This is a genomic window from Arhodomonas sp. KWT2, assembly GCF_041949875.1.
In the GTDB taxonomy this organism is placed as follows: Bacteria; Pseudomonadota; Gammaproteobacteria; order Nitrococcales; family Nitrococcaceae; genus Arhodomonas; species Arhodomonas aquaeolei.
This window is the reverse complement of record NZ_JBHFPQ010000049.1, coordinates 148247-168105: the sequence shown is the minus strand read 5'-3', so window position 1 is coordinate 168105 and position 19859 is coordinate 148247. Positions and strand designations below refer to the sequence as shown.

Sequence of the window (19859 nt, the reverse complement as noted above, 5' to 3'; positions counted from 1 at the left end):
CCATCGTCGGCGCGGCGTCAGCGTCCGTCCCCGGGCGCATCCGGCCCGGAGGTGCTCGTGCCGAGGTCCTCGGGGCGGTTCTCCGCCGGTGTGTCCTGGCGGGTGTCCCGCCGCGTGACGGTCGAGGTCTCGCCGAGCACCACGTTCGCCGGCGGCGCGGAGCCGTCCTTGTCCTGGCCGAAGTACATCGTCATGTGCGGGAACGGGATCTCAATGCCGGCATGGTCGAAGTGGCGCTTGACCAGGCGGTTGTAGGCGCGTCCCACCGCCCACTGGTTGCCCGGCGTGGTGCGAATGCGTACGCGGATATTCACCGAGCTGTCGGCGAGCGCGGTGACGCCGTCGATCTCCACGTCCTCCAGGATCTCCGGGCCCAGCGTGGCATCGCTGCGCAGCTCCTCGAACGCCGAGCGCAGCGAGGCGATGGCCTCGTCGATGTCCTCGCGGTAGGCGATGCCGTACTCGCCCATGTGATAGGCGAAGCCGCGCATGTAGTTGGCGACATTATCCACCGACGAGAACGGGATCAGGTGGTATGTGCCGGCGAGGTCGCGCACCCCCACCGAGCGCACGGTGAGCTTCTCGACCGTGCCCGTCACCCCCGAGATCGTCACCACGTCCCCGGTGTTCATGGCGTTTTCGAGCTGGATGAACACACCGGTGATAATGTCCTGGACCAGCTTCTGGGCACCGAAGCCGATGGCGAGACCGAGCACACCGGCGCCGGCCAGCAACGGACCGATGTTGATACCGATCTGGGAGAGCGTGATCATCACCGTCATCGCCACGATGGCGATCACCGCCGCGTTGCTGAACAGTGCCAGCAGGGTCTTCTCCCGCGCGCTGGGCTCGCCGGTCCCGGTCTCCGGACTCATGCGATGCTCGATGACGCTGGCGATGGCCACCCATACCGCCGCGGCGATGAGCAGTGTGATCGCCACACGGACCGCCACCTGGATCACGGCGAGGCCGAACGGCGAGTCGAACCACGCGCCGATATCCATCACCGACCATGCATCCAGCACCCCCAGGGCCACGATGAACGTCACCACCCCGCGGGCAGCGCTCACCATCGCGGGCACGTAGGCGTTCAGGCGATGCTCCAGCATCGGCATGCGCCGCTGCCAGTCCTCCGGCAGTCGGATATGCCGGCGCTTGAGCCGGCCCAGTCCGTCCGCCGCCAGCAGTCCCGCCAGTGCCATCGCGAGGCTCATGCCCGTGGCACGCACCACGAAGGCCAGGGTCCCCGCCGGATCGACCTGACCGCCCACGAACAGCACCGTGGCATAGACGGCGGCGATCAGATGCCAGGTCCGGGCCAGCCCGCCCAGCAGGGCCCGTCCCGGGCCGGTACGCGCGTGGGCCGCTGCGCGCTGAATCACGCCGCCGACCGAGCGCCGGTGCCGGAACACGAGCACCAGCACGTACATGTAACCCACCGCCATGACGACGAGTCCCACCGTACGCTCCGTCTCCGCCACCGTGGCGTGACGGTTCGCCAGCGGCAGGGCCAGCAGCAGACCGTAGCCGAGCCAGGCGATGACCCGGCCCGCGCGCACGTAGACGTAGCGCGCCTGCTCCGTGGCCAGCGGCACCGGCCGCAGGCCGTCGAAACGCGGCGAGAGGACCGCGCGCACCACCACCCGCAGCCCTTCGACCACGATGAAGGCGTTGACGAACAGCGCCGCCCAGTGGGGAAGCCGGGTGCCTCCACCCGGCAGCGACAACGCAATGACGTAGGCGGCGACCGCCGCTGCGACGATGGTCAACGCGTCGACCACCACGCCCACGACCACGCCGGTCAGTGCCCGGCCGGGGTGACGCCGGTAGCCCGCCGCCGCCCACGACGCGACGCGCCGGTACAGCGGGGCCGCGAGCCGGCGAAGCACGGAGAAGATGACGAAGGTCGCCACCACCAGGCCCGCAAAGGGCAGCACGCCGCGAAGCAGCTCGCCGTAATCCCGACCCGGCCGCCAGAGTGCGGCCGCAGCGGCGGCAACGGCGGTGGCGGCGCTGGAGACACGCTCGATCACGCCATGCACCGCGGTCTCGGTGACCGAGGCGACGCGCTGCGGCAGCGAACGTATACGCGCGACCGGGCTGTCCGGCGCGATAGCACCGGACTCGCCCTCTTCCCCGCCCTGCGAGCCGCCCTCATCCTGCTGTTTGCGGGCCAGACGGCGCAGCTCGCCGATCAGCTGCTCGCGGGCCTGCTTGTCCTCGAGCATATCCGCGAGCGCCGCGTAGTCCGGCCGGCCCCCGTTCTCCGCGGACGCCGCACCACCACCGGCCGGGACGGCGCCCGTCTGAGCGGCGGCGGTAGCGGCAGCGAGTGCCAGCACGAGGAGCAGTACGACGTCACGAAACCAGCGCAGTCCTGTTCTCACCGTTATCCCCTTCCCTGCCGAAGGCCGCGCCCGCCACACGGACCGCCCCGCCAAGGTACTAATCCGGGACGGGTTAGTCACGGCGGCACCCGGGACGCGACAGCGGGCGGAAACGAAAAAAGCCCGGCAGGGGTGGCAGACCCTGCCGGGCTTCATATCTGGCGGAGAGAGAGGGATTCGAACCCTCGATGGGCGTTAGCCCATACTCCCTTAGCAGGGGAGCGCCTTCAGCCACTCGGCCATCTCTCCGGGGGCTATGCCGCGTCGGCGGCAACGGGGGCAAAGCTTACGCAAATTGCCCCGCTGCGTAAACCCGGTTCAGTCCCTCTCGCCGGCACTCTCGTCCTGGGCGCCCGGTTCATCCTCGTGCTGGATGCGGTCGTAGATCTCCTCGCGATGCACGGATACATCCCGCGGCGCGTTAACGCCTATACGCACCTGATTGCCCTTGACGCCGAGCACCGTCACGGTGACATCGTCGCCGATCATCAGCGTTTCCCCGACTCGTCGTGTAAGAATCAACATTCCTTGATCACCTCCTTGCCGAAACGGCCCCCCTTAGCCCCCCTGTCATGTCCCGCAATAGCGGTCGGCAGGGTTTCGCGAGCTGCCGATACTCTCGTTGTACACAGTGAACCCGAAAAACACGAACGTCACGCCGTCCATCGGCGATCCATGCCGGACGGCGGGACGACTCGTTCGTCGAGGCGTTACTGCGGCTCGCCTTCCACGCGAACCGTCTCGCCCTCCTTGTTATCCAGCTCGAACGCCCGGTGCAGCGCACGCACGCCGAGCTCGAGGTACTTCTCGTCGATAACGACCGAGACCTTGATCTCGGAGGTGGAGATCATCTGGATGTTGATCCCTTCCGCCGCCAGGGCGTCGAACATCCGGCTCGCCACCGCCGCGTGGGAGCGCATGCCCACACCCACGATCGAGAGCTTGACGATGCCCGTATCTCCATAGACCTCGCGCACGTTCAGCTGTTCCGCCTGCTCGCGCAGGATCTTGAGGGCGTTCTCGTACTCGTTGCGGTGAACGGTGAACGTGAAGTCCGTCAGCCCCTCGTTGCTGATGTTCTGCACGATCATGTCCACGTTGATGTTCGCCCGCGAGATCGGGCCCAGCAGCTGCGCGGCGATACCCGGATGATCCGGCACGCCGATGACCGTGATCTTCGACTCGTCGCGGTTGAACGCGATCCCCGAGATAAGCGGTTCTTCCATGCCTTCTTCCTCATACATGATCAGTGTGCCCGGCCCCTCCTCGAACGTGGAGAGGACACGCAGGGGCACCTTGTACTTACCCGCGAACTCGACGGCGCGGATCTGCAGCACCTTCGAGCCGAGGCTCGCCATCTCCAGCATCTCCTCGAAGGTGATGCGATCGAGACGGCGCGCCTGCGGCACGACCCGCGGATCGGTGGTGTAGACACCGTCCACATCGGTGTAGATCTGGCACTCGTCGGCCTCCAGCGCCGCCGCCAGGGCGACCGCTGTGGTATCGGAGCCGCCGCGACCCAGGGTGGTGACGGAGCCGTTTTCGTCGACCCCCTGGAAGCCGGCGACCACCACGATGCGGCCTTCGTCGAGGTCCTCGCGGATGCGCTCGTCGTCGATGTCCTGGATGCGCGCCTTGCTGAAGGCGCTGTCCGTGAGGATGCGTACCTGCGGGCCGGTATAACAGCGCGCCGGCGCACCGAGGCGCTCCAGTACCATGGTGAGCAGCGAGATCGTTACCTGCTCGCCGGTGGACAGCAGCAGATCGAGCTCCCGCGGGCGCGGGGACTCGGACTGCGAGGCCGCATGCGCCAGCTCCATGAGCCGGTCGGTCTCGCCCTTCATGGCCGAGACCACGACCACGACCTTGTGCCCTGCATCCCGGGTGGCGATGGCCTTGCGGGCGACATGCTCGATGCGCTCGATATCGCCGACCGAGCTGCCACCATATTTCTGAACTATCAGTGACATGTCCGTGTTTCCTGAATGGGTTTGTCAGTTACCCGGCCGTCTCGCCGAGGGCCTCGCCGACCCAGCCGGATACGGCACCGAGCGCCTCGCCCAGCCTGGAGGGGTCGTTACCGCCCGCCTGGGCGAAGTCGGCGCGACCGCCGCCGCGGCCGCCGACGCGTTCGGCGACGCGGTTGACCATATCCCCGGCGCGCACCCGGTCGGTAAGGTCCGAGGTGACACCGGCCACGATGCGGACCTTCTCCCCGTCGACCCCGGCGAGCACGATCACGCCACTGCCGAGCTTGTTCTTGAGCTGGTCCAGGGTGTTCCGCAGTGCCTTGGCGTCCGCGGCGTTGACCTGTTCGGCAAGCACGCGCACGCCACCGACCTCGACCGCCTTGTCCACCAGGTCGCTGCCCGTCTGGCTGGCGAGCCGGGCCCGGGCCTGCTCCAGCTCCTTCTCCAGCTCGCGGTTGCGATCGAGCACCTGGCCGAGGCGCACCTCGATGTTCTCCGGGCTCGCGCGCAGGCGCTCGGCCACCGCGTCGATGCGCCGCTCCGCGCCCTGCGCCCAGGCCAGCGCACCCTCGCCGGTGACCGCCTCGATCCGGCGCACGCCCGCGGAGATGCCGACCTCGGAGATGATCTTGAAGAAGCCGATGTCGCCGGTACGGCCGACGTGGGTGCCGCCACAGAGCTCGGTGGAGAACTCGCCGAAGCGCATCACCCGCACGTCGTCACCGTACTTCTCGCCGAACAGCGCCACGGCACCGAAATCGATGGCCTCGTCGTAGGCCATATGGCGGACGTCCGCGGGCTCGTTGGCCCGTATCCACTCATTGACCCGGCGCTCGATGGTCCCGACCTGCTCCGCGCTCACCGGCTCGAAATGGCCGAAGTCGAAGCGCAGGCGGTCCGGCGCCACCAGTGAGCCCTTCTGGGTGACGTGCTCGCCGAGGATTTCCCGCAGTGCCGCGTGGAGCAGGTGCGTCGCCGAGTGGTTGAGCACCGTGGCCTGCCGCCGGGCCTCGTCCACGTGGGCGGTGACGCCGTCGCCGGCCTGCACGCGCCCCTGGCGGACCACGCCGACGTGGCCGTGGGCGTCGCCGTACTTCACGGTGTCCTGAACATCGAACTCGAAGCCCTCGCCGCTGATCGTGCCGCGGTCGCCGACCTGGCCGCCGGATTCGGCGTAGAAGGGCGTGCGATCGAGGATGATCATGCCCTCTTCACCGGTCTCCAGTGCGTTCACGGCCCGCCCCCCGGCATACAGGGCATCCACCCGGGCGCTGTCGCGCAGGTGCTCGTAGCCCGTGAACTCGGAGCTGCCCTCGTAGTCCGCACCGCCGCCGTGATCCGCCTTGAAGCTGCTCGCCGCCCGGGCACGCTCGCGCTGCTCGGCCATGGCCCGGTCGAAGCCCTCGGTGTCCACCTCCAGGTCCCGCTCCCGGGCGATGTCCGCGGTGAGATCCACCGGAAAGCCGTAGGTGTCGTAGAGCTTGAACACCGTCTCGCCGGGGATGATGGTGCCCTCGAGATCGCGCAGGTCCTCCTCGAGGAGCTTGAGCCCCTGCTCCAGGGTCTCGCGGAAGCGCTCCTCCTCCTGGCGGAGGATCTTCTCGGCCTGGGGCTGGCCGCGCACGAGCTCCGGGAACGCCGCACCCATCTCATCCACCAACGGCTGGACCAGGCGATGGAAGAAGGTCCGGCTCACGCCGAGCTTGTAGCCGTGGCGCACCGCGCGACGGATGATGCGGCGGAGCACGTAGCCGCGCCCCTCGTTGCTCGGGAACACGCCGTCGACGATCAGGAAGGCACAGGCGCGGATGTGATCGGCAATCACCCGCAGCGAGCTGTTGGTGTGATCCTCGCAGCCGGTGACCTCGCCCGCGGCGGCGACCAGGCGCCGGAACAGGTCGATGTCGAAGTTGTTGTGCACGCCCTGGACCACCGCGGCGATGCGCTCCAGGCCCATGCCGGTGTCGATGGACGGCTTGGGCAGGGGCGCCATGTTGCCGTCGGCATCCCGGTCATACTGCATGAACACGAGATTCCAGATCTCGATATAGCGGTCGCCGTCCTCGTCCGGAGAACCGGGTGGGCCGCCGGGCACCTCGGGGCCGTGGTCGTAGAAGATCTCCGAGCACGGCCCGCAGGGACCGGTATCGCCCATGGACCAGAAGTTGTCGTGGGCGCCGATACGCGAGAACCGGGACGGGTCGACGCCGATCTCCTTGAGCCAGATATCGGCGGCCTCGTCGTCCTCCTCGTACACCGTCACCCACAGCCGCTCGGCCGGCAGGCCGATGACCTCGGTGAGGAAGGTCCAGGCATAACCGATCGCCTCGCGCTTGAAGTAGTCGCCGAAGCTGAAGTTGCCCAGCATCTCGAAGAAGGTGTGATGCCGGGCGGTGTAGCCGACGTTCTCGAGGTCGTTGTGCTTGCCGCCGGCGCGCACGCAGCGCTGGCTGCTTACCGCGCGCGTGTAGCCGCGCTGCTCACGGCCCAGGAAGACGTCCTTGAAAGGCACCATCCCCGCGTTGGTAAACAGCAGCGTCGGGTCGTTGCCCGGCACCAGCGGCGAGCTCGGCACGACCTCGTGGCCGCGCTCGTGGAAGAAGTCCAGGAAGGCCTGGCGGATCTCTGCGCTCGTCTTGATCATGTCCCCTCAGCCATTTGCAAGTACGCGGCGGGTCTACTCGTCGTCGGCGAGCCCACCCAGTACGCGCCGTACCTGGTCCGCGCTGAAGCCGCGGTTGGACAGGTAACGCCCGCGCCGGGCCTTCTCGCGCAGCCCCTCGGGGGGGCGGGGCCCGAACCGCTTGTCGTGGATCGCCCGCAACTGCTCCAGCCAGAAGTCCTCATCCGGCAGATGCGGGTCGATCAGCGCATCGTCAACGCCCCGGCGGGCGAGCTCCGCACGGATGCGCAGCGGGCCGTATCCCTGGGCGCTGCGGGAGCGCACGTATTCCCCGGCGAAACGTTCGTCGCTGACCAGCCGCTCGCCGGCCAGCGTCTCGACCACCTCCCCGACAAGGTCCGCGTCGTAGCCGCGCTGCTCGAGCTTGCGGCAGAGCTCGCGGCGCGAGTGCTCGCGGCGGGCGAGCAGCCGCACGGCGCGTTCGCGGACCTCCCCGCAGAGATCGCCGTCGTCCCCGTCGTCCATGCGTGACGGCTCAGGCGCCGTCGCCGCCGGAGGCGCCGCTCTCCTCTTCGGCCGTCTCCTCGGCAGCCGGGCGACCCAGCAGCATCTCACGGAGCTTGCCGTCGATCTCGTCGGCGATGTCCGGGTTGTCCTTGAGGAAGTTGCGGACGTTGTCCTTGCCCTGGCCGATGCGGTCGCCGTTGTACGAATACCAGGCACCCGCCTTGTCCACCAGGCCGTGCTTGACGCCCAGGTCGATGAGCTCGCCGTGGCGCGAGATGCCTTCGCCGTAAAGGATCTCGAATTCCGCCTGCTTGAACGGCGGCGCCATCTTGTTCTTCACCACCTTCACGCGGGTCTCGTTGCCGATGACCTCGTCGCCCTTCTTGATCGCACCGAGACGACGGATATCCAGGCGCACGGAGGAGTAGAACTTAAGTGCATTGCCGCCGGTGGTGGTCTCCGGGCTGCCGAACATCACCCCGATCTTCATGCGGATCTGGTTGATGAACACCACCAGCGTGTTCGAGCGCTTGATGTTGGCGGTGAGCTTGCGCAGCGCCTGGGACATCAGCCGCGCCTGCAGGCCCACGTGGGAGTCGCCCATCTCGCCCTCGATCTCGGCCTTCGGCGTGAGTGCCGCCACCGAGTCGACCACGACGATGTCCAGCGCCCCGGAGCGCACGAGCATGTCCGCGATCTCCAGCGCCTGCTCACCGGTATCCGGCTGCGAGACCAGCAGCTCGTCGACGTCGACCCCGAGCTTCTCGGCGTAGTCCGGATCGAGGGCGTGCTCGGCGTCGACGAACGCCGCCGTACCGCCGGCCCGCTGCGCCTCGGCAACCGCGTGCAGGGTGAGCGTGGTCTTGCCGGAAGACTCCGGCCCGTAGACCTCGACCACCCGCCCCCGCGGCAGACCGCCGACACCGAGCGCGAGGTCCAGGGTCAGCGATCCGGTGGAGACCACCGGCACGTCCACCGCCCGCGCATCGCCCATGCGCATGACGGCCCCCTTGCCGAACTGCTTCTCGATCTGCCCCAGCGCGACGCCGAGGGCCTTCTTGCGGTCTTCGTCCATGTTTTTCCTCTGCGACTGAAGCCCAGCGCCTATGCCAAATGACCGGTCATTATTTCACAAAGGGGGTTCGCCTCCCACCCCGCGCCCGGCGAGCGGCCAGTGCCCCAGACACCGATAGCGCACCCCGTCCGGCCCCTGCTCGGAGGCGAGCAGGCGGAATCCCGTGACCGGCCAGTCGACAGGATCGGGCTCCGGCGGCGGCGTCCCGGCGCGGCGTGCCAGGGTCACGTGGGGCCGGAACCGGCGCCGCTCCCGCGGCAGCCCGTGGGCCGCCAGCGTCGAGGCCAGCCCCTCTGCCAGATCCCCCAGTGCCTCCGGCGGAGCGCCCGGCGCCAGATAGGCGATCCCCTGCCGCCGCCACACCCCCGCCCGGTCCAGGTGCAGCCGGAACGCCGCCGGTACCGAGGCGGCAAGGACGTTCGCCGCGGTGACCGCACGCACCCGTGCCGCCGCGTCGCAGCGCCCCAGGAAGACCAGGGTGAGATGAAGGTTGATCGCTGGTACCCGCCGCCCCCGCTGCACCCGCCACGCTACCGCCTCGAGACGCCGGCGCACGCCCGCCGATGGCCACAGCGCGAAGAACAGGCGCTGGTGCGGGACCTCGCCGCTCACGCCCCGGTGGCCTCGATAAGCCCGTCCAGCGCGACCGCCACGCTCTGCCGGCGTACCGCCTCGCGGTCGCCGTCGAATCTGTGGCAGCGGCACTGCACGCCGCCACCACGGCGGCCCCAGGCAAACCAGACGGTGCCCACCGGGCGCTCCGGCGTGCCGCCGTCCGGGCCGGCCACGCCGGTGACCGCCACGGCGAGCGCGGCGTCGGAAACGGTGAGCACGCCGCGTACCATCGCCGCCGCGGTGGCCTCGCTCACCGCCCCATCCGCCTCCAGCGTCGCCGCGGGCACGCCGAGGAGGTCGCGCTTGGCGGCGTTGCCGTAGACGATGAAGCCGCGCTCGAACCACGCCGAACTCCCGGGGATGTCGGTGAGCACCTTGCCGATCCAGCCGCCGGTGCAGGACTCCGCGGCGCTGACCAGCCAGCCGTGCGCCGCGAGCGCCGCGCCCAGGCGCCGGGCACGGTCGTCGAGCCCCGCGTCGTCCACACCGATGCCCGGACCGTCACCGTCGATTCCCGTCATTCCTGTCTCCCGTCTGCCGTGGTGTGCCCGCGACCGCGCTGCACAGCGCGCGGTACGGGCGGTATACTGCCGCGCACCCGTCGCCGGCAGCCACACCTGCCGTGATCCACCGACCCAGCGCGGAAAGCACGCCATCACCAGTATGACCGACAACGCCACCGCGTCGCGCAAGCACACACCGATGATGCAGCAGTTCCTCCGGATCAAGGCCGAGCACCCGGATATCCTGCTGTTCTACCGCATGGGCGACTTCTACGAGCTCTTCTACGACGATGCGCGCCGGGCGGCGGAGCTGCTGGACATCACCCTGACCACCCGGGGCGAATCTGCCGGCGAGCCCATCCCCATGGCCGGGGTGCCGGTCCACGCCTACGAATCCTACCTCGCCCGGCTGGTGCGCCTCGGCGAGTCAGTGGCGATCTGCGAACAGATCGGCGACCCCAACACCAGCAAGGGCCCGGTGGAGCGGCGCGTGGTGCGCGTGGTCACGCCGGGCACGCTCACCGACGAGGCCCTGCTCGAGGAGCGTCGCAGCAACCTCCTGCTCAGCGTCGCCGCCGGTGACGACGAGTATGGCCTCGCCGCGCTGGAGCTCTCCAGCGGGCGCTTCGTGGTCACCGAGGTCAACGGCGAGGAGGCCCTGGTGGCCGAAATCGAGCGCCTCCAGCCCGCGGAGGTGCTGGTCAGCGAGGAGCACGCTCCGCCGGAGCCCCTGGCCCAGCGCGCCGGGCTCACCCGGCGCCCGCCCTGGCAGTTCGAGCGCGACGGCGCCGAGCGCACCCTCACCCGGCACTTCGACACCCGGGACCTCGCCGGCTTCGGCGTGGCCGGCCTGGACCGCGCCATCGCCGCCGCCGGCTGCCTGCTCCAGTACGTCAGCGAGACCCAGCGCTCGGCGCTGCCCCACATCCGCGCCATTCAGGTGGAGAACCGCGACGAATCGGTGGCCATGGACGCGGCGAGCCGCCGCAACCTGGAGCTGGACTACAACCTCGGCGGTGGCACCGAGCACACCCTGGCCTGGGTGCTCGACACCACCGTCACCGGCATGGGTGCACGGCTGCTACGCCGCTGGATCCATCGGCCGCTGCGCGACCGCACGGTGCTCAATGCCCGCCAGGAGGCCATCGGTATGCTGCTGGAGACGGCGGGCACCGGCGCGGTACGCGACGCCCTCGCCGGCCTCGCCGACGTCGAGCGCATCGCCGCGCGCATCGGCATGCGCTCCGCCCGGCCCCGGGACCTCACCGGCCTGCGCGAGGCCGTGCGCCGGCTGCCCGCCGTGCAGACCGCCCTTGCTGCAATGGATGCCGAACTACTGCTCCAGCTCCGCGCCGACCTCGCCCCCCGCGAGGCGCTGCTGGAGCACCTGGAACGCGCCCTGGTGGACCAGCCGCCGGTGGTCATCCGCGACGGCGGGGTGATCGCCGACGGCTACGATGACGAGCTCGACGAGCTCCGTGGCCTCGCCCGTAACGCCGACGAGTACCTGCTGGAGCTCGAGACCCGGGAGCGCGAGGCCACCGGCATCGCCAACCTCAAGGTCAGCTACAACCGCGTCCACGGCTACTACATCGAGATCAGCCGTTCACAGAGCGACAACGTCCCGGATCACTACATCCGCCGCCAGACCCTCAAAGGCTCGGAGCGCTACATCATCCCTGAGCTCAAGGCCTTCGAGGACAAGGTCCTATCCGCGCGCGAGCGCGCCCTCGCCCGAGAGAAGGCGCTCTACGAGGGCCTGATCGAGTCCCTGGCGGAGGAGATGGACGGCCTGCTGCGCCTCGCCGAGGGCCTGGCGACGCTGGACACCATCGGCGCGCTGGCCGAGCGCGCCGACACCCTGGACTACGCCCGCCCGGAGCTGGTGCGCGACGGGGGCATTCACATCGAGGGCGGACGTCACCCGGTGGTGGAGCGGGTGATGAGCGAGCCGTTCGTGCCCAACGACGTCCATCTCGACGACACCCGGCGCATGCTCATGATCACCGGCCCCAACATGGGCGGCAAATCGACCTACATGCGCCAGGTCGCGCTGATCACGCTGCTGGCCTGCATCGGCAGCTTCGTGCCCGCGGCGGCGGCACGGATCGCGCCGGTGGACCGGATCTTCACCCGCATCGGCGCCTCCGACGACCTCGCCGGCGGGCGCTCGACCTTCATGGTCGAGATGACCGAGACCGCCACCATCCTCAACAACGCCAGCGACCACAGCCTCGTGCTCATGGACGAGATCGGCCGCGGCACCTCCACCTTCGACGGCCTCGCCCTGGCCTGGGCCAGCGCCGCCGAGCTGGTCGCACGCATCCGCGCCTACACGCTGTTCGCCACCCACTACTTCGAGATGACCGCCCTGCCCGAGCACTACCCGGCGGCGGTGAACGTACACCTCGACGCGGTGGAGCACGGCGAGCGGATCGTGTTCCTGCACTCGGTCAAGGACGGCCCGGCCAACCAGAGCTACGGCCTCCAGGTCGCCGCCCTCGCCGGCGTGCCGCGGGAGGTCATCCAGGCGGCCCGGCGCAAGCTCGCCGCGCTGGAGACCGATACCCGGCCGGCGGGCCCGGAGCCCGACGGCCAGCTCGCGCTGTTCGACGCCGCCCCGCCGGACCCGGCGGTGGAACGGCTGCGCGAGACCGACCCGGACGACCTCAGCCCCCGGGACGCCCTCGCCCTGGTCTACGAGCTCAAGCGCCTCAGCGAGGAGGCGCCCTGAGCGGGGCTATTCCCCCCCGGCGTGTGGGTTGATGGCGCCGGGTAACTTGATACGATACCCGCAAACGCTCTCATAAGGTGTCAAAACAATGACTTACGTCGTCACAGAAAACTGCATCAAGTGTAAGTACACGGACTGCGTCGAGGTCTGCCCCGTGGACTGCTTCCACGAGGGGCCGAACTTCCTGGTCATCGACCCGGAAGAGTGCATCGACTGCACCCTGTGTGAGCCGGAGTGCCCGGCGGAGGCGATCTTCTCCGAGGACGACCTGCCCGCCGAGCAGTCCAGGTTCCTCGAGCTCAACGCCGAGCTTGCCCAGCAGTGGCCGGTGATCACGGAGATGAAGGACCCGCCGGAAGACGCCGAGGAGTGGGACGGCAAGTCGGACAAGCTCCAGTACCTGGAGCGCTGAGCCGCGGCCGCGGCGCCCGGGCGCTCAGCCGCCCGGCGCCCGGCGCACGTCCACCACGTTGCGCAGCCCCGCCAGCCGGTCGATCAGCCGGCCGAGCTGCGCCAGATCGCTCACCCGCACCGTCAACGTGATACGCGCCTGCTCGCTGTCCGGGTCGGTGTGTGTGTTCACCGCATCCACCCGCACGCCCTCGTTGCTGATCAGCGTGGTCACGTCCCGCAGCAGGCCCTGACGGTCGTAGGCCAGCACCCGCACGTCCACCGGGTAGCTGCTGTCGGTCTCGTCGTTCCAGCTCACCTCGATGAACCGCCCCGGATCCTCCTCTTCCTGCAGGCGCGCCAGGCTCGCGCAGTCCCGGCGGTGGACCGTCACGCCCTGGCCCCGGGTGATGAAGCCGACGATGGGATCGCCGGGGGCCGGCTGGCAGCATCCGGCCAGGCGCGTCAGCAGGTTGCCGACGCCGTAGATGGTGACGTCGTCGCTGCCGCCGGCCGAGCGCTGCGGTCCGGGACGCCGGCGTGCCGGCGGCGGCGTCTCCCGGCGCGGGCGGAGCTGCTCGTCGAGCAGCCCGGCGATCTGCCCGCCGGTGACATCACCACGGCCGAGCGCGGCGAAGAAGGCGTCGAGCTGGGGGTAGCGCGAGCGTGCCGCCAACCGTTCCAGGTTGACGTCCTGCAGGCCCAACCGGCCGAGCTCCCGGTCGACGATCGCGCGGCCATCCGCCACGTTCTGATCGAAGTCCTGCTGGCGGAACCAGGTGCGCACGTGGGCCCGGGCGCGCGGCGTGACCAGGTAGCCCAGCGCCGGGTTGAGCCAGTCACGGCTCGGCTGGCCGTTGCGGGCGGTGAGCACCTCCACCTGGTCGCCGTTGTGGAGCTGGTAGGTCAGCGGCACGATCCGGCCGTTGACCTTGGCCCCGCGGCAGCGGTGACCGACCTGGCTGTGCACCGCGTAGGCGAAGTCCAGCGGCGTCACCCCGCGCGGCAGGTCGAAGACGTCGCCCCGGGGGGTGATCACGTAGACCCGGTCCTCGAAGACCTCGGCCTTGAACCGGTCGAAGAGGTCCTCGCCGCCCTCCTCCGGGTTCGTCTCCAGGAGCTGGCGGATCCAGGCGATCTTGCCGTCGAAGCCCGGGTCCTGGCCGCGGCCCTCCTTGTAGCGCCAGTGCGCGGCGATGCCGAGCTCCGCGCTCTGGTGCATCTCCCGGGTGCGGATCTGGATCTCCACGTTCTTGCCGCCCGGGCCGACCACCGCGGTGTGCAGGGACTGGTAGTTGTTCTCCTTGGGCGTGGCGATGTAGTCGTCGAACTCCCGCGGGATGGGCTGCCAGAGGGCGTGCACCACGCCCAGGGCCGCATAGCACTGGGCCACGGTATCGACCATCACCCGCAGCGCACGAATATCGAAGAGTTCCTCGAAACTCAGCCCCTTGCGCTGCATTTTTCGCCAGATACTGTAGATATGCTTCGGCCGCCCTTTGACCTCCGCATCGATGCCGGCGTCCCGCAGGGCCTCCGCCAGCGCCTCGCGCACCTCGCCGATGTAACGCTCGCGGTCGACACGCTTCTCCGCGAGGAGCCGGGCCACGCGCTTGTAGGTCGCCGGCTCGGTGAGCGCGAACGCGCGGTCCTCGAGCTCCCACTTGAGCTGCCAGATGCCGAGGCGATTGGCCAGCGGCGCATACAGGTCGAGGGTCTCGCGGGCGAGGGCCGAGCGGGCATCCTCGTCGAGGTGGCGCACCACGCGCATGTCCTGGAGACGCTCGGCGAGCACGAGGAAGACCACACGGATGTCCCGCGCCATGGCGAACAGCATCTTGCGCAGCGCCTCGGTGCGGTCCTCCCCGGTCCCGCCGGGATGGCTGTGCAGCTCGCTGACCACACCGATGCGCGCGGCACCGTCCACCATAGTCGCGATGTCACCGCCGAAGCGTCGGCGCAGGGTCTCGCTGTCGTAATCCGGGAACGACGGCAGGTCGTGGAGGAGCGCCGCGGCCACGGTCTCCGCGTCCAGCCGCAGCGAGGCCACCACGCCGGCCACGGCGACGGCATGGGCCATATACGACTCACCGGAAGGACGTTCGGCCTCGCCGTAGCCCGCAAGGGCGTCCGTCCACGCGCGCTCCAGCAGTGCCCGCCCGCCGTCGTCCGGCGACAGCGGCAGCCGCTCGACCCACTGCGGGAAATCGAGCTCGACGTCGGCGATATCGCCAAGCTCACCGGTGACCTGAACCATGGCTCGCATCCACAGGCGTTGCGAACAAAGCCGGTTATTATACTACCGAGAAGCCCGCGCGTACCGCCTGACGCGGATCAGCGGATGGACGAATGGCGCCTCGCGGCGGCGACGTGCGCCGCCGGCCGCCACTACCGCCCCGCCATGCGGCGCAGGATGGTACAGAAGTGGCGCACCGGCTCGCTGAGCGCCTCGTTCTTGCGGGTCAGGATCCCGAACGGCGAGAGCGTCTTGCCCACCGAGATCGGCAGGGCGACGATCTCGCCGAACGCCAGGTAATCGCGCAGCACCGACTCCGGCAGCACCAGCACGCCGTCACCGCGCTTGACCAGCTGCAGGGCCGCATAGATCGACCCGCACTCGATGATATCCCGGGGCGACATCAGCCCCGCGGTCTCGAACTCCTTCTCGAGCACCTGGCGCAGCGGGCTCTCCAGCGGCTGGAGGATCCACGGCCAGTCGTCCAGCAGCGACGCCAGCGACAGGTCCGCCACCCCGACCAGCGGATGATCGTGACGCACCACCGCCAGCACCGTCTCATTGCCGAGGGACTCGAAGTCGAACAGGTTGTGCTGCAGCGCGGTCACGTAACGGGCGATGGCGACGTCGATGCGGTTCTGTGCCAGCAGTTCCACGAGCTGGTCACTGGTCTCGCCGAGCATGCGCACCTGCAGCAACGGATGCTGGCGCTTCATCTCGACCACCGCCTCGGCGACGAGATCGGGCGCCGCCCCCATGATCGCGCCCAGCACCAGCTGCCCCTGATCGCCCAGGTGATGGCGGTGCAGCGACTCGGCGCAGCGCTCCAGCCGGTTCACCGCCCCCTGGGCGAACTCGATCAGGACCTCGCCGGACTGGGTCGGCCGCACGCCCCGCGAGGTCCGTTCGAAGAGCTGGCATTCGAAGGTGGTCTCGATCTCGCGCAGCATGCGCGTCGCCGCCGGCTGCGACATGTTCAGCGAACGCGCCACCTGATGCAGATTGCGGCACTCGTCGAGCAGCGAGATCAGCAGCAGGTGCTTGTAGCGCAGGCGGTTGAGGACCACCTGGTGGTGCAACTCCTCCGACATCCCTCCCCCGTCGGCAACCCTTGATACGCCCTGGCTATCGCTGCCCTTCCCGCCGGACCTTCGCATTCGGTCAGAAAACCGCGCACTCATGGCGACAGCACACGGAAGGCGTGATAGCGGGCTCACGGCCGCGAAATAAGGCAAAGGTATCAGAAAGCACGGCATTCGTATTAGTCGAGCCCGGACCCCGGTGTTACAAGTCAGTGCACGAAATCGGCCATTCATCCGTCGCAGGGCCGTCGTCGCGCTCGACTCACGAGAGACTCGCATGACCAGGCACGCCTCTCCCGAAGTCACCAAGATGCTCAAGCGGCTGATGCCCTTCCCGCTGCCGGCCTCCGCCCGGGCCTTTCCCGGCCGGACCGGCGGCGGCCCCTGCCTGCTCACCGTCACCACCGTGATCCCCGGTCTGCGGGGCCTCGGCGTTTCCGGCCTGGTGGCGACGCCTCACGGCGAACACCACGACGCGTCAAGACAGGAGACCCGATCCCCATGAAGACGACCATCAAGCACGTCCGCGCCTACACCGTCCGCGGCGGCGGTGCCGACTACCACGATCAGGGCGATGGTCACTGGATCGACGGCCAGATCTCGACCCCGATGAGCAAGTACCCGGAATACCGCATGACCCGCAGGAGCTTCGGGCTCAACGTGCTCGGCACGCTGGTCGTCGAGGTCGAGGCCAGCGACGGCACGGTGGGCTTCGCGGTGACCACCGCCGGCGAGATCGGCGCCTTCATCGTCGAGCGGCACCTGGCCCGGTTCGTCGAGGGCCAGCGGGTCACCGACATCGAGAAGATCTGGGACCAGATGTTCAACGCCACGCTCTTCTACGGCCGCAAGGGCGTGGTGCTCAACACCATCTCCGGTGTCGACCTGGCGCTGTGGGACCTGCTGGGAAAGCTCCGCGACGAGCCGGTGCACGCCCTGCTCGGTGGCCCGGTACGCGAGGAGCTGAGCTTCTACGCCACCGGCGCGCGGCCCGATCTGGCCAAGCGGATGGGCTTCATCGGCGGCAAGATGCCGCTCCGGCACGGCCCCGCCGAGGGCGACGCGGGGCTGAACCGGAACCTCGCCCAGCTTGCCGAGATGCGCGAGCGGGTCGGCGACGACTTCTGGCTGATGTTCGACTGCTGGATGAGCCTCGACGTCAACTACGCCACCCGCCTGGCCCACGGCGCCCGGGAGTACGGCCTCAAATGGATCGAGGAGGCCCTGCCCCCCGACGACTACTGGGGCTACGCCGAACTCAGGCGCAACGCGCCCCCGGGCATGCTGGTCACCACCGGCGAGCACGAGGCGACCCGCTGGGGCTTTCGCATGCTCCTGGAGATGGAGTGCTGCGACATCATCCAGCCCGACGTCGGCTGGTGCGGCGGGATCACCGAGCTGATCAAGATCTCGGCGCTGGCCGACGCCCACAACAAGCTGGTGGTGCCCCACGGCTCCTCGGTCTACAGCTACCACTTCGTGATCACCCGCCAGAACAGCCCGTTCGCCGAGTTCCTGATGATGGCCCCCGGTGCCGACGAGGTGGTGCCGATGTTCAACCCGCTGCTGCTCGACGAGCCGGTGCCGGATAACGGCCGCATTCCCGCCTCGAAGCTCGACGCCCCGGGCTTTGGCGTGCGCCTGAACCCGGGGAGCGACCTGGCGCGCCCCTACACGCACTGACACGCGGGAGACGGCCATGATCGTTCGCGCCTTTCGCATGACCCTGCACCCCGGCCGGGAAGCCGAGTACCGGCGCCGCCACGACGCCATCTGGCCGGAGCTGGTCGACGCCCTGCGCGAGGCGGGGGTCGAGGAGTACCGCATCTTCCTCGACCCGCAGTCACGCCACCTGTTCGCGATCATGTGGCTCGCCGACGACCATCGCGTCGACGACCTGCCGGCGCTGCCGGTAATGCAGCGCTGGTGGTACGCCATGGCGGACATCATGGACACCGAGGCGGATACCTCGCCGCAGAGCGTGCCGCTGGACGAGGTATTCACGCTGCTGCCCGAGGAGTGACGACGATGCAGGTCATCGACGCCCACGTACACTTCTGGAACCTCGGCCTGGGCAACCAGCCCTGGCTCGAGCACCCGGAACCCAACCTGCTCGGCGACTACCGGCCGATGGCCCACGACTACGGCCCCGCCGGGCTGCGCCGCGACAGCGACGCCATCGACCTGCTCGGCGCCGTGCACATCGAGGCCGACGCCGTCGACCCGGTAAAGGAGACCCGCTGGCTGGCGGGGCTCGCCGAGGGGGGCGACCCGCCGCTGCCCTCGGCGCTGGTGATCGGCGCCGACCTCTCGCGGCCGGACGCCGCGCGGGTGATCGAGGAGCAGCTCGCGCTGAGCCCGCGGGTGCGTGGCGTGCGCCAGATCCTCAACGTCCACGACGACCCGCTGTACGACTACGTCGGCCGCCACTACATGAGCAAGCCGGCATGGCGCGACAACTTCCGCCTGCTCGGACGCCACGGGCTGTCGTTCGACCTGCAGCTCTACCCCTCGCAGATGCCCCAGGCGGCACGGCTCGCCGGCGAGCACCCCGACACCCGGTTCCTGCTCAATCACGCCGGGATGTACGTCGACCGCCACGGTGTGCCCGGCTGGCGGGCCTGGCGCGACGGCCTGCGCGAGCTGGCCAGGCGCGACAACGTCGCCATCAAGCTCAGTGGCTTCGGCATGCTCGACCATCACTGGACGACCGGCAGCATCCGGCCGCTGATCCTCGAGGCGATCGACGCCTTCGGCGTGGGGCGCTGCCTGTTCGCCTCCAACTTTCCGGTCGACGGCCTCTACGCGCGCTATGCGGACGTCTGGAACGCCTATGCCGACGTCGTCGCCGACGCCTCGGCGGCGGAGAAACAGGCGCTTTTCGCCGACAACGCCCGGCGTCTCTACCGCCTTACCGGCAACAACGCACCGCAGCATCCATGACCGAGGAGACCCCCATGCTGCTCAATGACAAGACCGTCATCATCACCGGTGCCTCGCGCGGCATCGGCCGCGCCGCCGCCCTGGAATGCGCCCGCCAGGGCGCCAACGTGATCATCGGCTACAGCGGCAGCGAGTCGAGCCGGCCGCTGGTCGACGAGCTGATCGCGGAGATTCGCGGCCTGGGCCGCGACGCCAGCGCAGTGGGCGCCCCCGCCGGCGACCCGGACACCGGCAACAGGCTGGTCGCGTCGGCGATCGAGCATTTCGGCGGCGTCGACGTGTTCGTCAACAACGCCGGGATCTGTCCGTTCCACAGCTTCCTCGACATGCCCCGCGAGACCTACCTGGAGACCGTCAACACCAACCTGAACGGCGCCTATTTCGCCGTCCAGGCGGCGGCCAACCGCATGAAGGACCAGGGCCGCGGCGGCGCGATCATCGCGGTGAGCTCGATCAGCGCGCTGGTCGGCGGTGGCATGCAGACCCACTACACCCCGACCAAGGCCGGCCTGGTCTCGCTGATGCAGTCCTGCGCCGTCGCACTGGGCCCCTACGGCATCCGCTGCAACGCCCTGCTGCCCGGCACCATCGAGACCGACATCAACAAGGACGACCTCGCCGATCCCGACAAGCGCGACTACATGATCGGCCGCACGCCGCTGGGCCGGCTGGGCCGCCCCGAGGACCTGGCCGGCCCGATAGCCTTCCTCGCCTCCGACATGGCGGCCTACGTCACCGGCGCCTCGCTGCTGGTCGACGGCGGCATGTTCGTCAACCTGCAATAGGACACGCCC

17 protein-coding genes and 1 tRNA gene are annotated in these 19859 nt (G+C 69.3%); 7 read left to right on the top strand and 11 right to left on the bottom strand.

What is annotated here, in order from left to right; all coding sequences use genetic code 11:
- Positions 1-17 precede the first annotated feature (17 nt).
- The 9 genes from ACEZHJ_RS13145 to ACEZHJ_RS13105 all read right to left on the bottom strand — a co-directional run bounded on the left by ACEZHJ_RS13145 (position 18) and on the right by ACEZHJ_RS13105 (position 9698).
- On the bottom strand, positions 18-2387 hold the full coding sequence (locus tag ACEZHJ_RS13145) for a mechanosensitive ion channel domain-containing protein (RefSeq protein ID WP_163142680.1): 2370 nt from the start codon (positions 2385-2387) through the stop codon (positions 18-20).
- 159 nt (positions 2388-2546) lie between these two features.
- Positions 2547-2636, bottom strand: a tRNA-Ser gene (locus ACEZHJ_RS13140).
- A 69-nt stretch (positions 2637-2705) separates the two neighbouring features.
- A complete protein-coding gene (gene csrA, locus ACEZHJ_RS13135; protein ID WP_026321190.1) occupies positions 2706-2912 on the bottom strand; it encodes a carbon storage regulator CsrA in 207 nt (68 codons plus the stop codon).
- A 185-nt stretch (positions 2913-3097) separates the two neighbouring features.
- Positions 3098-4357 carry an aspartate kinase gene (locus tag ACEZHJ_RS13130; protein ID WP_018718992.1) on the bottom strand — a complete coding sequence of 420 codons (1260 nt, stop codon included), beginning with the start codon at positions 4355-4357 and terminating at the stop codon, positions 3098-3100.
- 28 nt (positions 4358-4385) lie between these two features.
- Entirely contained in the window at positions 4386-7001 is a 2616-nt protein-coding gene (alaS, locus tag ACEZHJ_RS13125; RefSeq protein ID WP_375036602.1) for an alanine--tRNA ligase, read from the bottom strand.
- A gap of 33 nt (positions 7002-7034) precedes the next feature.
- The gene (locus ACEZHJ_RS13120; RefSeq protein WP_018718994.1) at positions 7035-7505 is read right to left on the bottom strand and encodes a regulatory protein RecX; all 471 of its coding nucleotides are present in this window, start codon (positions 7503-7505) and stop codon (positions 7035-7037) included.
- Positions 7506-7515: 10 nt separating this feature from the next.
- Positions 7516-8562 carry a recombinase RecA gene (recA, locus tag ACEZHJ_RS13115; protein ID WP_018718995.1) on the bottom strand — a complete coding sequence of 349 codons (1047 nt, stop codon included), beginning with the start codon at positions 8560-8562 and terminating at the stop codon, positions 7516-7518.
- A 54-nt stretch (positions 8563-8616) separates the two neighbouring features.
- Complete coding sequence (thpR, locus tag ACEZHJ_RS13110) at positions 8617-9174, bottom strand: RNA 2',3'-cyclic phosphodiesterase (RefSeq protein ID WP_259201517.1); 558 nt, start codon at positions 9172-9174, stop codon at positions 8617-8619.
- Positions 9171-9698 (bottom strand): CinA family protein, encoded by a 528-nt coding sequence (locus tag ACEZHJ_RS13105; protein WP_018718997.1) that lies wholly within the window; start codon positions 9696-9698, stop codon positions 9171-9173. Before ACEZHJ_RS13105 ends, thpR begins: the two co-directional genes overlap by 4 nt.
- 142 nt (positions 9699-9840) lie before the next feature.
- Between ACEZHJ_RS13105 and mutS the strand changes: the two genes are divergently transcribed.
- Both mutS and fdxA read left to right on the top strand, forming a co-directional pair.
- Complete coding sequence (gene mutS / locus ACEZHJ_RS13100) at positions 9841-12414, top strand: DNA mismatch repair protein MutS (RefSeq protein WP_375036601.1); 2574 nt, start codon at positions 9841-9843, stop codon at positions 12412-12414.
- Positions 12415-12502: 88 nt separating this feature from the next.
- On the top strand, positions 12503-12826 hold the full coding sequence (gene fdxA / locus ACEZHJ_RS13095) for a ferredoxin FdxA (RefSeq protein ID WP_018718999.1): 324 nt from the start codon (positions 12503-12505) through the stop codon (positions 12824-12826).
- Between the two features lie 24 nt (positions 12827-12850).
- On the opposite strand, the gene relA is transcribed toward fdxA, so the two are convergent.
- Both relA and ACEZHJ_RS13085 read right to left on the bottom strand, forming a co-directional pair.
- Positions 12851-15061, bottom strand: a complete 2211-nt coding sequence (relA, locus tag ACEZHJ_RS13090) for a GTP diphosphokinase (RefSeq protein ID WP_163141156.1) — start codon at positions 15059-15061, stop codon at positions 12851-12853.
- A gap of 131 nt (positions 15062-15192) precedes the next feature.
- Entirely contained in the window at positions 15193-16131 is a 939-nt protein-coding gene (locus ACEZHJ_RS13085; protein ID WP_163141008.1) for a LysR family transcriptional regulator, read from the bottom strand.
- A gap of 268 nt (positions 16132-16399) precedes the next feature.
- Between ACEZHJ_RS13085 and ACEZHJ_RS13080 the strand changes: the two genes are divergently transcribed.
- The 5 genes from ACEZHJ_RS13080 to ACEZHJ_RS13060 are packed head-to-tail and all read left to right on the top strand — an operon-like array spanning position 16400 to position 19850.
- Positions 16400-16627 (top strand): hypothetical protein, encoded by a 228-nt coding sequence (locus tag ACEZHJ_RS13080; RefSeq protein ID WP_163141005.1) that lies wholly within the window; start codon positions 16400-16402, stop codon positions 16625-16627.
- Positions 16624-17805: an L-rhamnonate dehydratase gene (gene rhmD / locus ACEZHJ_RS13075; RefSeq protein ID WP_163141002.1), complete on the top strand. Its 1182-nt coding sequence runs from the start codon at positions 16624-16626 to the stop codon at positions 17803-17805. The genes ACEZHJ_RS13080 and rhmD overlap by 4 nt, the downstream gene beginning before the upstream one ends.
- A 16-nt stretch (positions 17806-17821) precedes the next feature.
- Entirely contained in the window at positions 17822-18145 is a 324-nt protein-coding gene (locus ACEZHJ_RS13070; RefSeq protein WP_163141000.1) for an L-rhamnose mutarotase, read from the top strand.
- Between the two features lie 5 nt (positions 18146-18150).
- The gene (locus ACEZHJ_RS13065) at positions 18151-19065 is read left to right on the top strand and encodes an amidohydrolase (RefSeq protein WP_163140998.1); all 915 of its coding nucleotides are present in this window, start codon (positions 18151-18153) and stop codon (positions 19063-19065) included.
- Positions 19066-19079: 14 nt separating this feature from the next.
- Positions 19080-19850, top strand: a complete 771-nt coding sequence (locus tag ACEZHJ_RS13060) for an SDR family NAD(P)-dependent oxidoreductase (protein WP_163140996.1) — start codon at positions 19080-19082, stop codon at positions 19848-19850.
- Positions 19851-19859 lie beyond the last annotated feature (9 nt).

Coding starts and splice junctions, on each gene's coding strand:
- csrA (WP_026321190.1), bottom strand. CDS start 2,912: ATGTTGATTCTTACACGACGAGTCGGGGAAACGCTGATGATCGGCGAC.
- ACEZHJ_RS13130 (WP_018718992.1), bottom strand. CDS start 4,357: ATGTCACTGATAGTTCAGAAATATGGTGGCAGCTCGGTCGGCGATATC.
- alaS (WP_375036602.1), bottom strand. CDS start 7,001: ATGATCAAGACGAGCGCAGAGATCCGCCAGGCCTTCCTGGACTTCTTC.
- ACEZHJ_RS13120 (WP_018718994.1), bottom strand. CDS start 7,505: ATGGACGACGGGGACGACGGCGATCTCTGCGGGGAGGTCCGCGAACGC.
- recA (WP_018718995.1), bottom strand. CDS start 8,562: ATGGACGAAGACCGCAAGAAGGCCCTCGGCGTCGCGCTGGGGCAGATC.
- ACEZHJ_RS13105 (WP_018718997.1), bottom strand. CDS start 9,698: ATGACGGGAATCGACGGTGACGGTCCGGGCATCGGTGTGGACGACGCG.
- mutS (WP_375036601.1), top strand. CDS start 9,841: ATGACCGACAACGCCACCGCGTCGCGCAAGCACACACCGATGATGCAG.
- fdxA (WP_018718999.1), top strand. CDS start 12,503: ATGACTTACGTCGTCACAGAAAACTGCATCAAGTGTAAGTACACGGAC.
- relA (WP_163141156.1), bottom strand. CDS start 15,061: ATGGTTCAGGTCACCGGTGAGCTTGGCGATATCGCCGACGTCGAGCTC.
- ACEZHJ_RS13085 (WP_163141008.1), bottom strand. CDS start 16,131: ATGTCGGAGGAGTTGCACCACCAGGTGGTCCTCAACCGCCTGCGCTAC.
- ACEZHJ_RS13080 (WP_163141005.1), top strand. CDS start 16,400: ATGACCAGGCACGCCTCTCCCGAAGTCACCAAGATGCTCAAGCGGCTG.
- rhmD (WP_163141002.1), top strand. CDS start 16,624: ATGAAGACGACCATCAAGCACGTCCGCGCCTACACCGTCCGCGGCGGC.
- ACEZHJ_RS13070 (WP_163141000.1), top strand. CDS start 17,822: ATGATCGTTCGCGCCTTTCGCATGACCCTGCACCCCGGCCGGGAAGCC.
- ACEZHJ_RS13065 (WP_163140998.1), top strand. CDS start 18,151: ATGCAGGTCATCGACGCCCACGTACACTTCTGGAACCTCGGCCTGGGC.
- ACEZHJ_RS13060 (WP_163140996.1), top strand. CDS start 19,080: ATGCTGCTCAATGACAAGACCGTCATCATCACCGGTGCCTCGCGCGGC.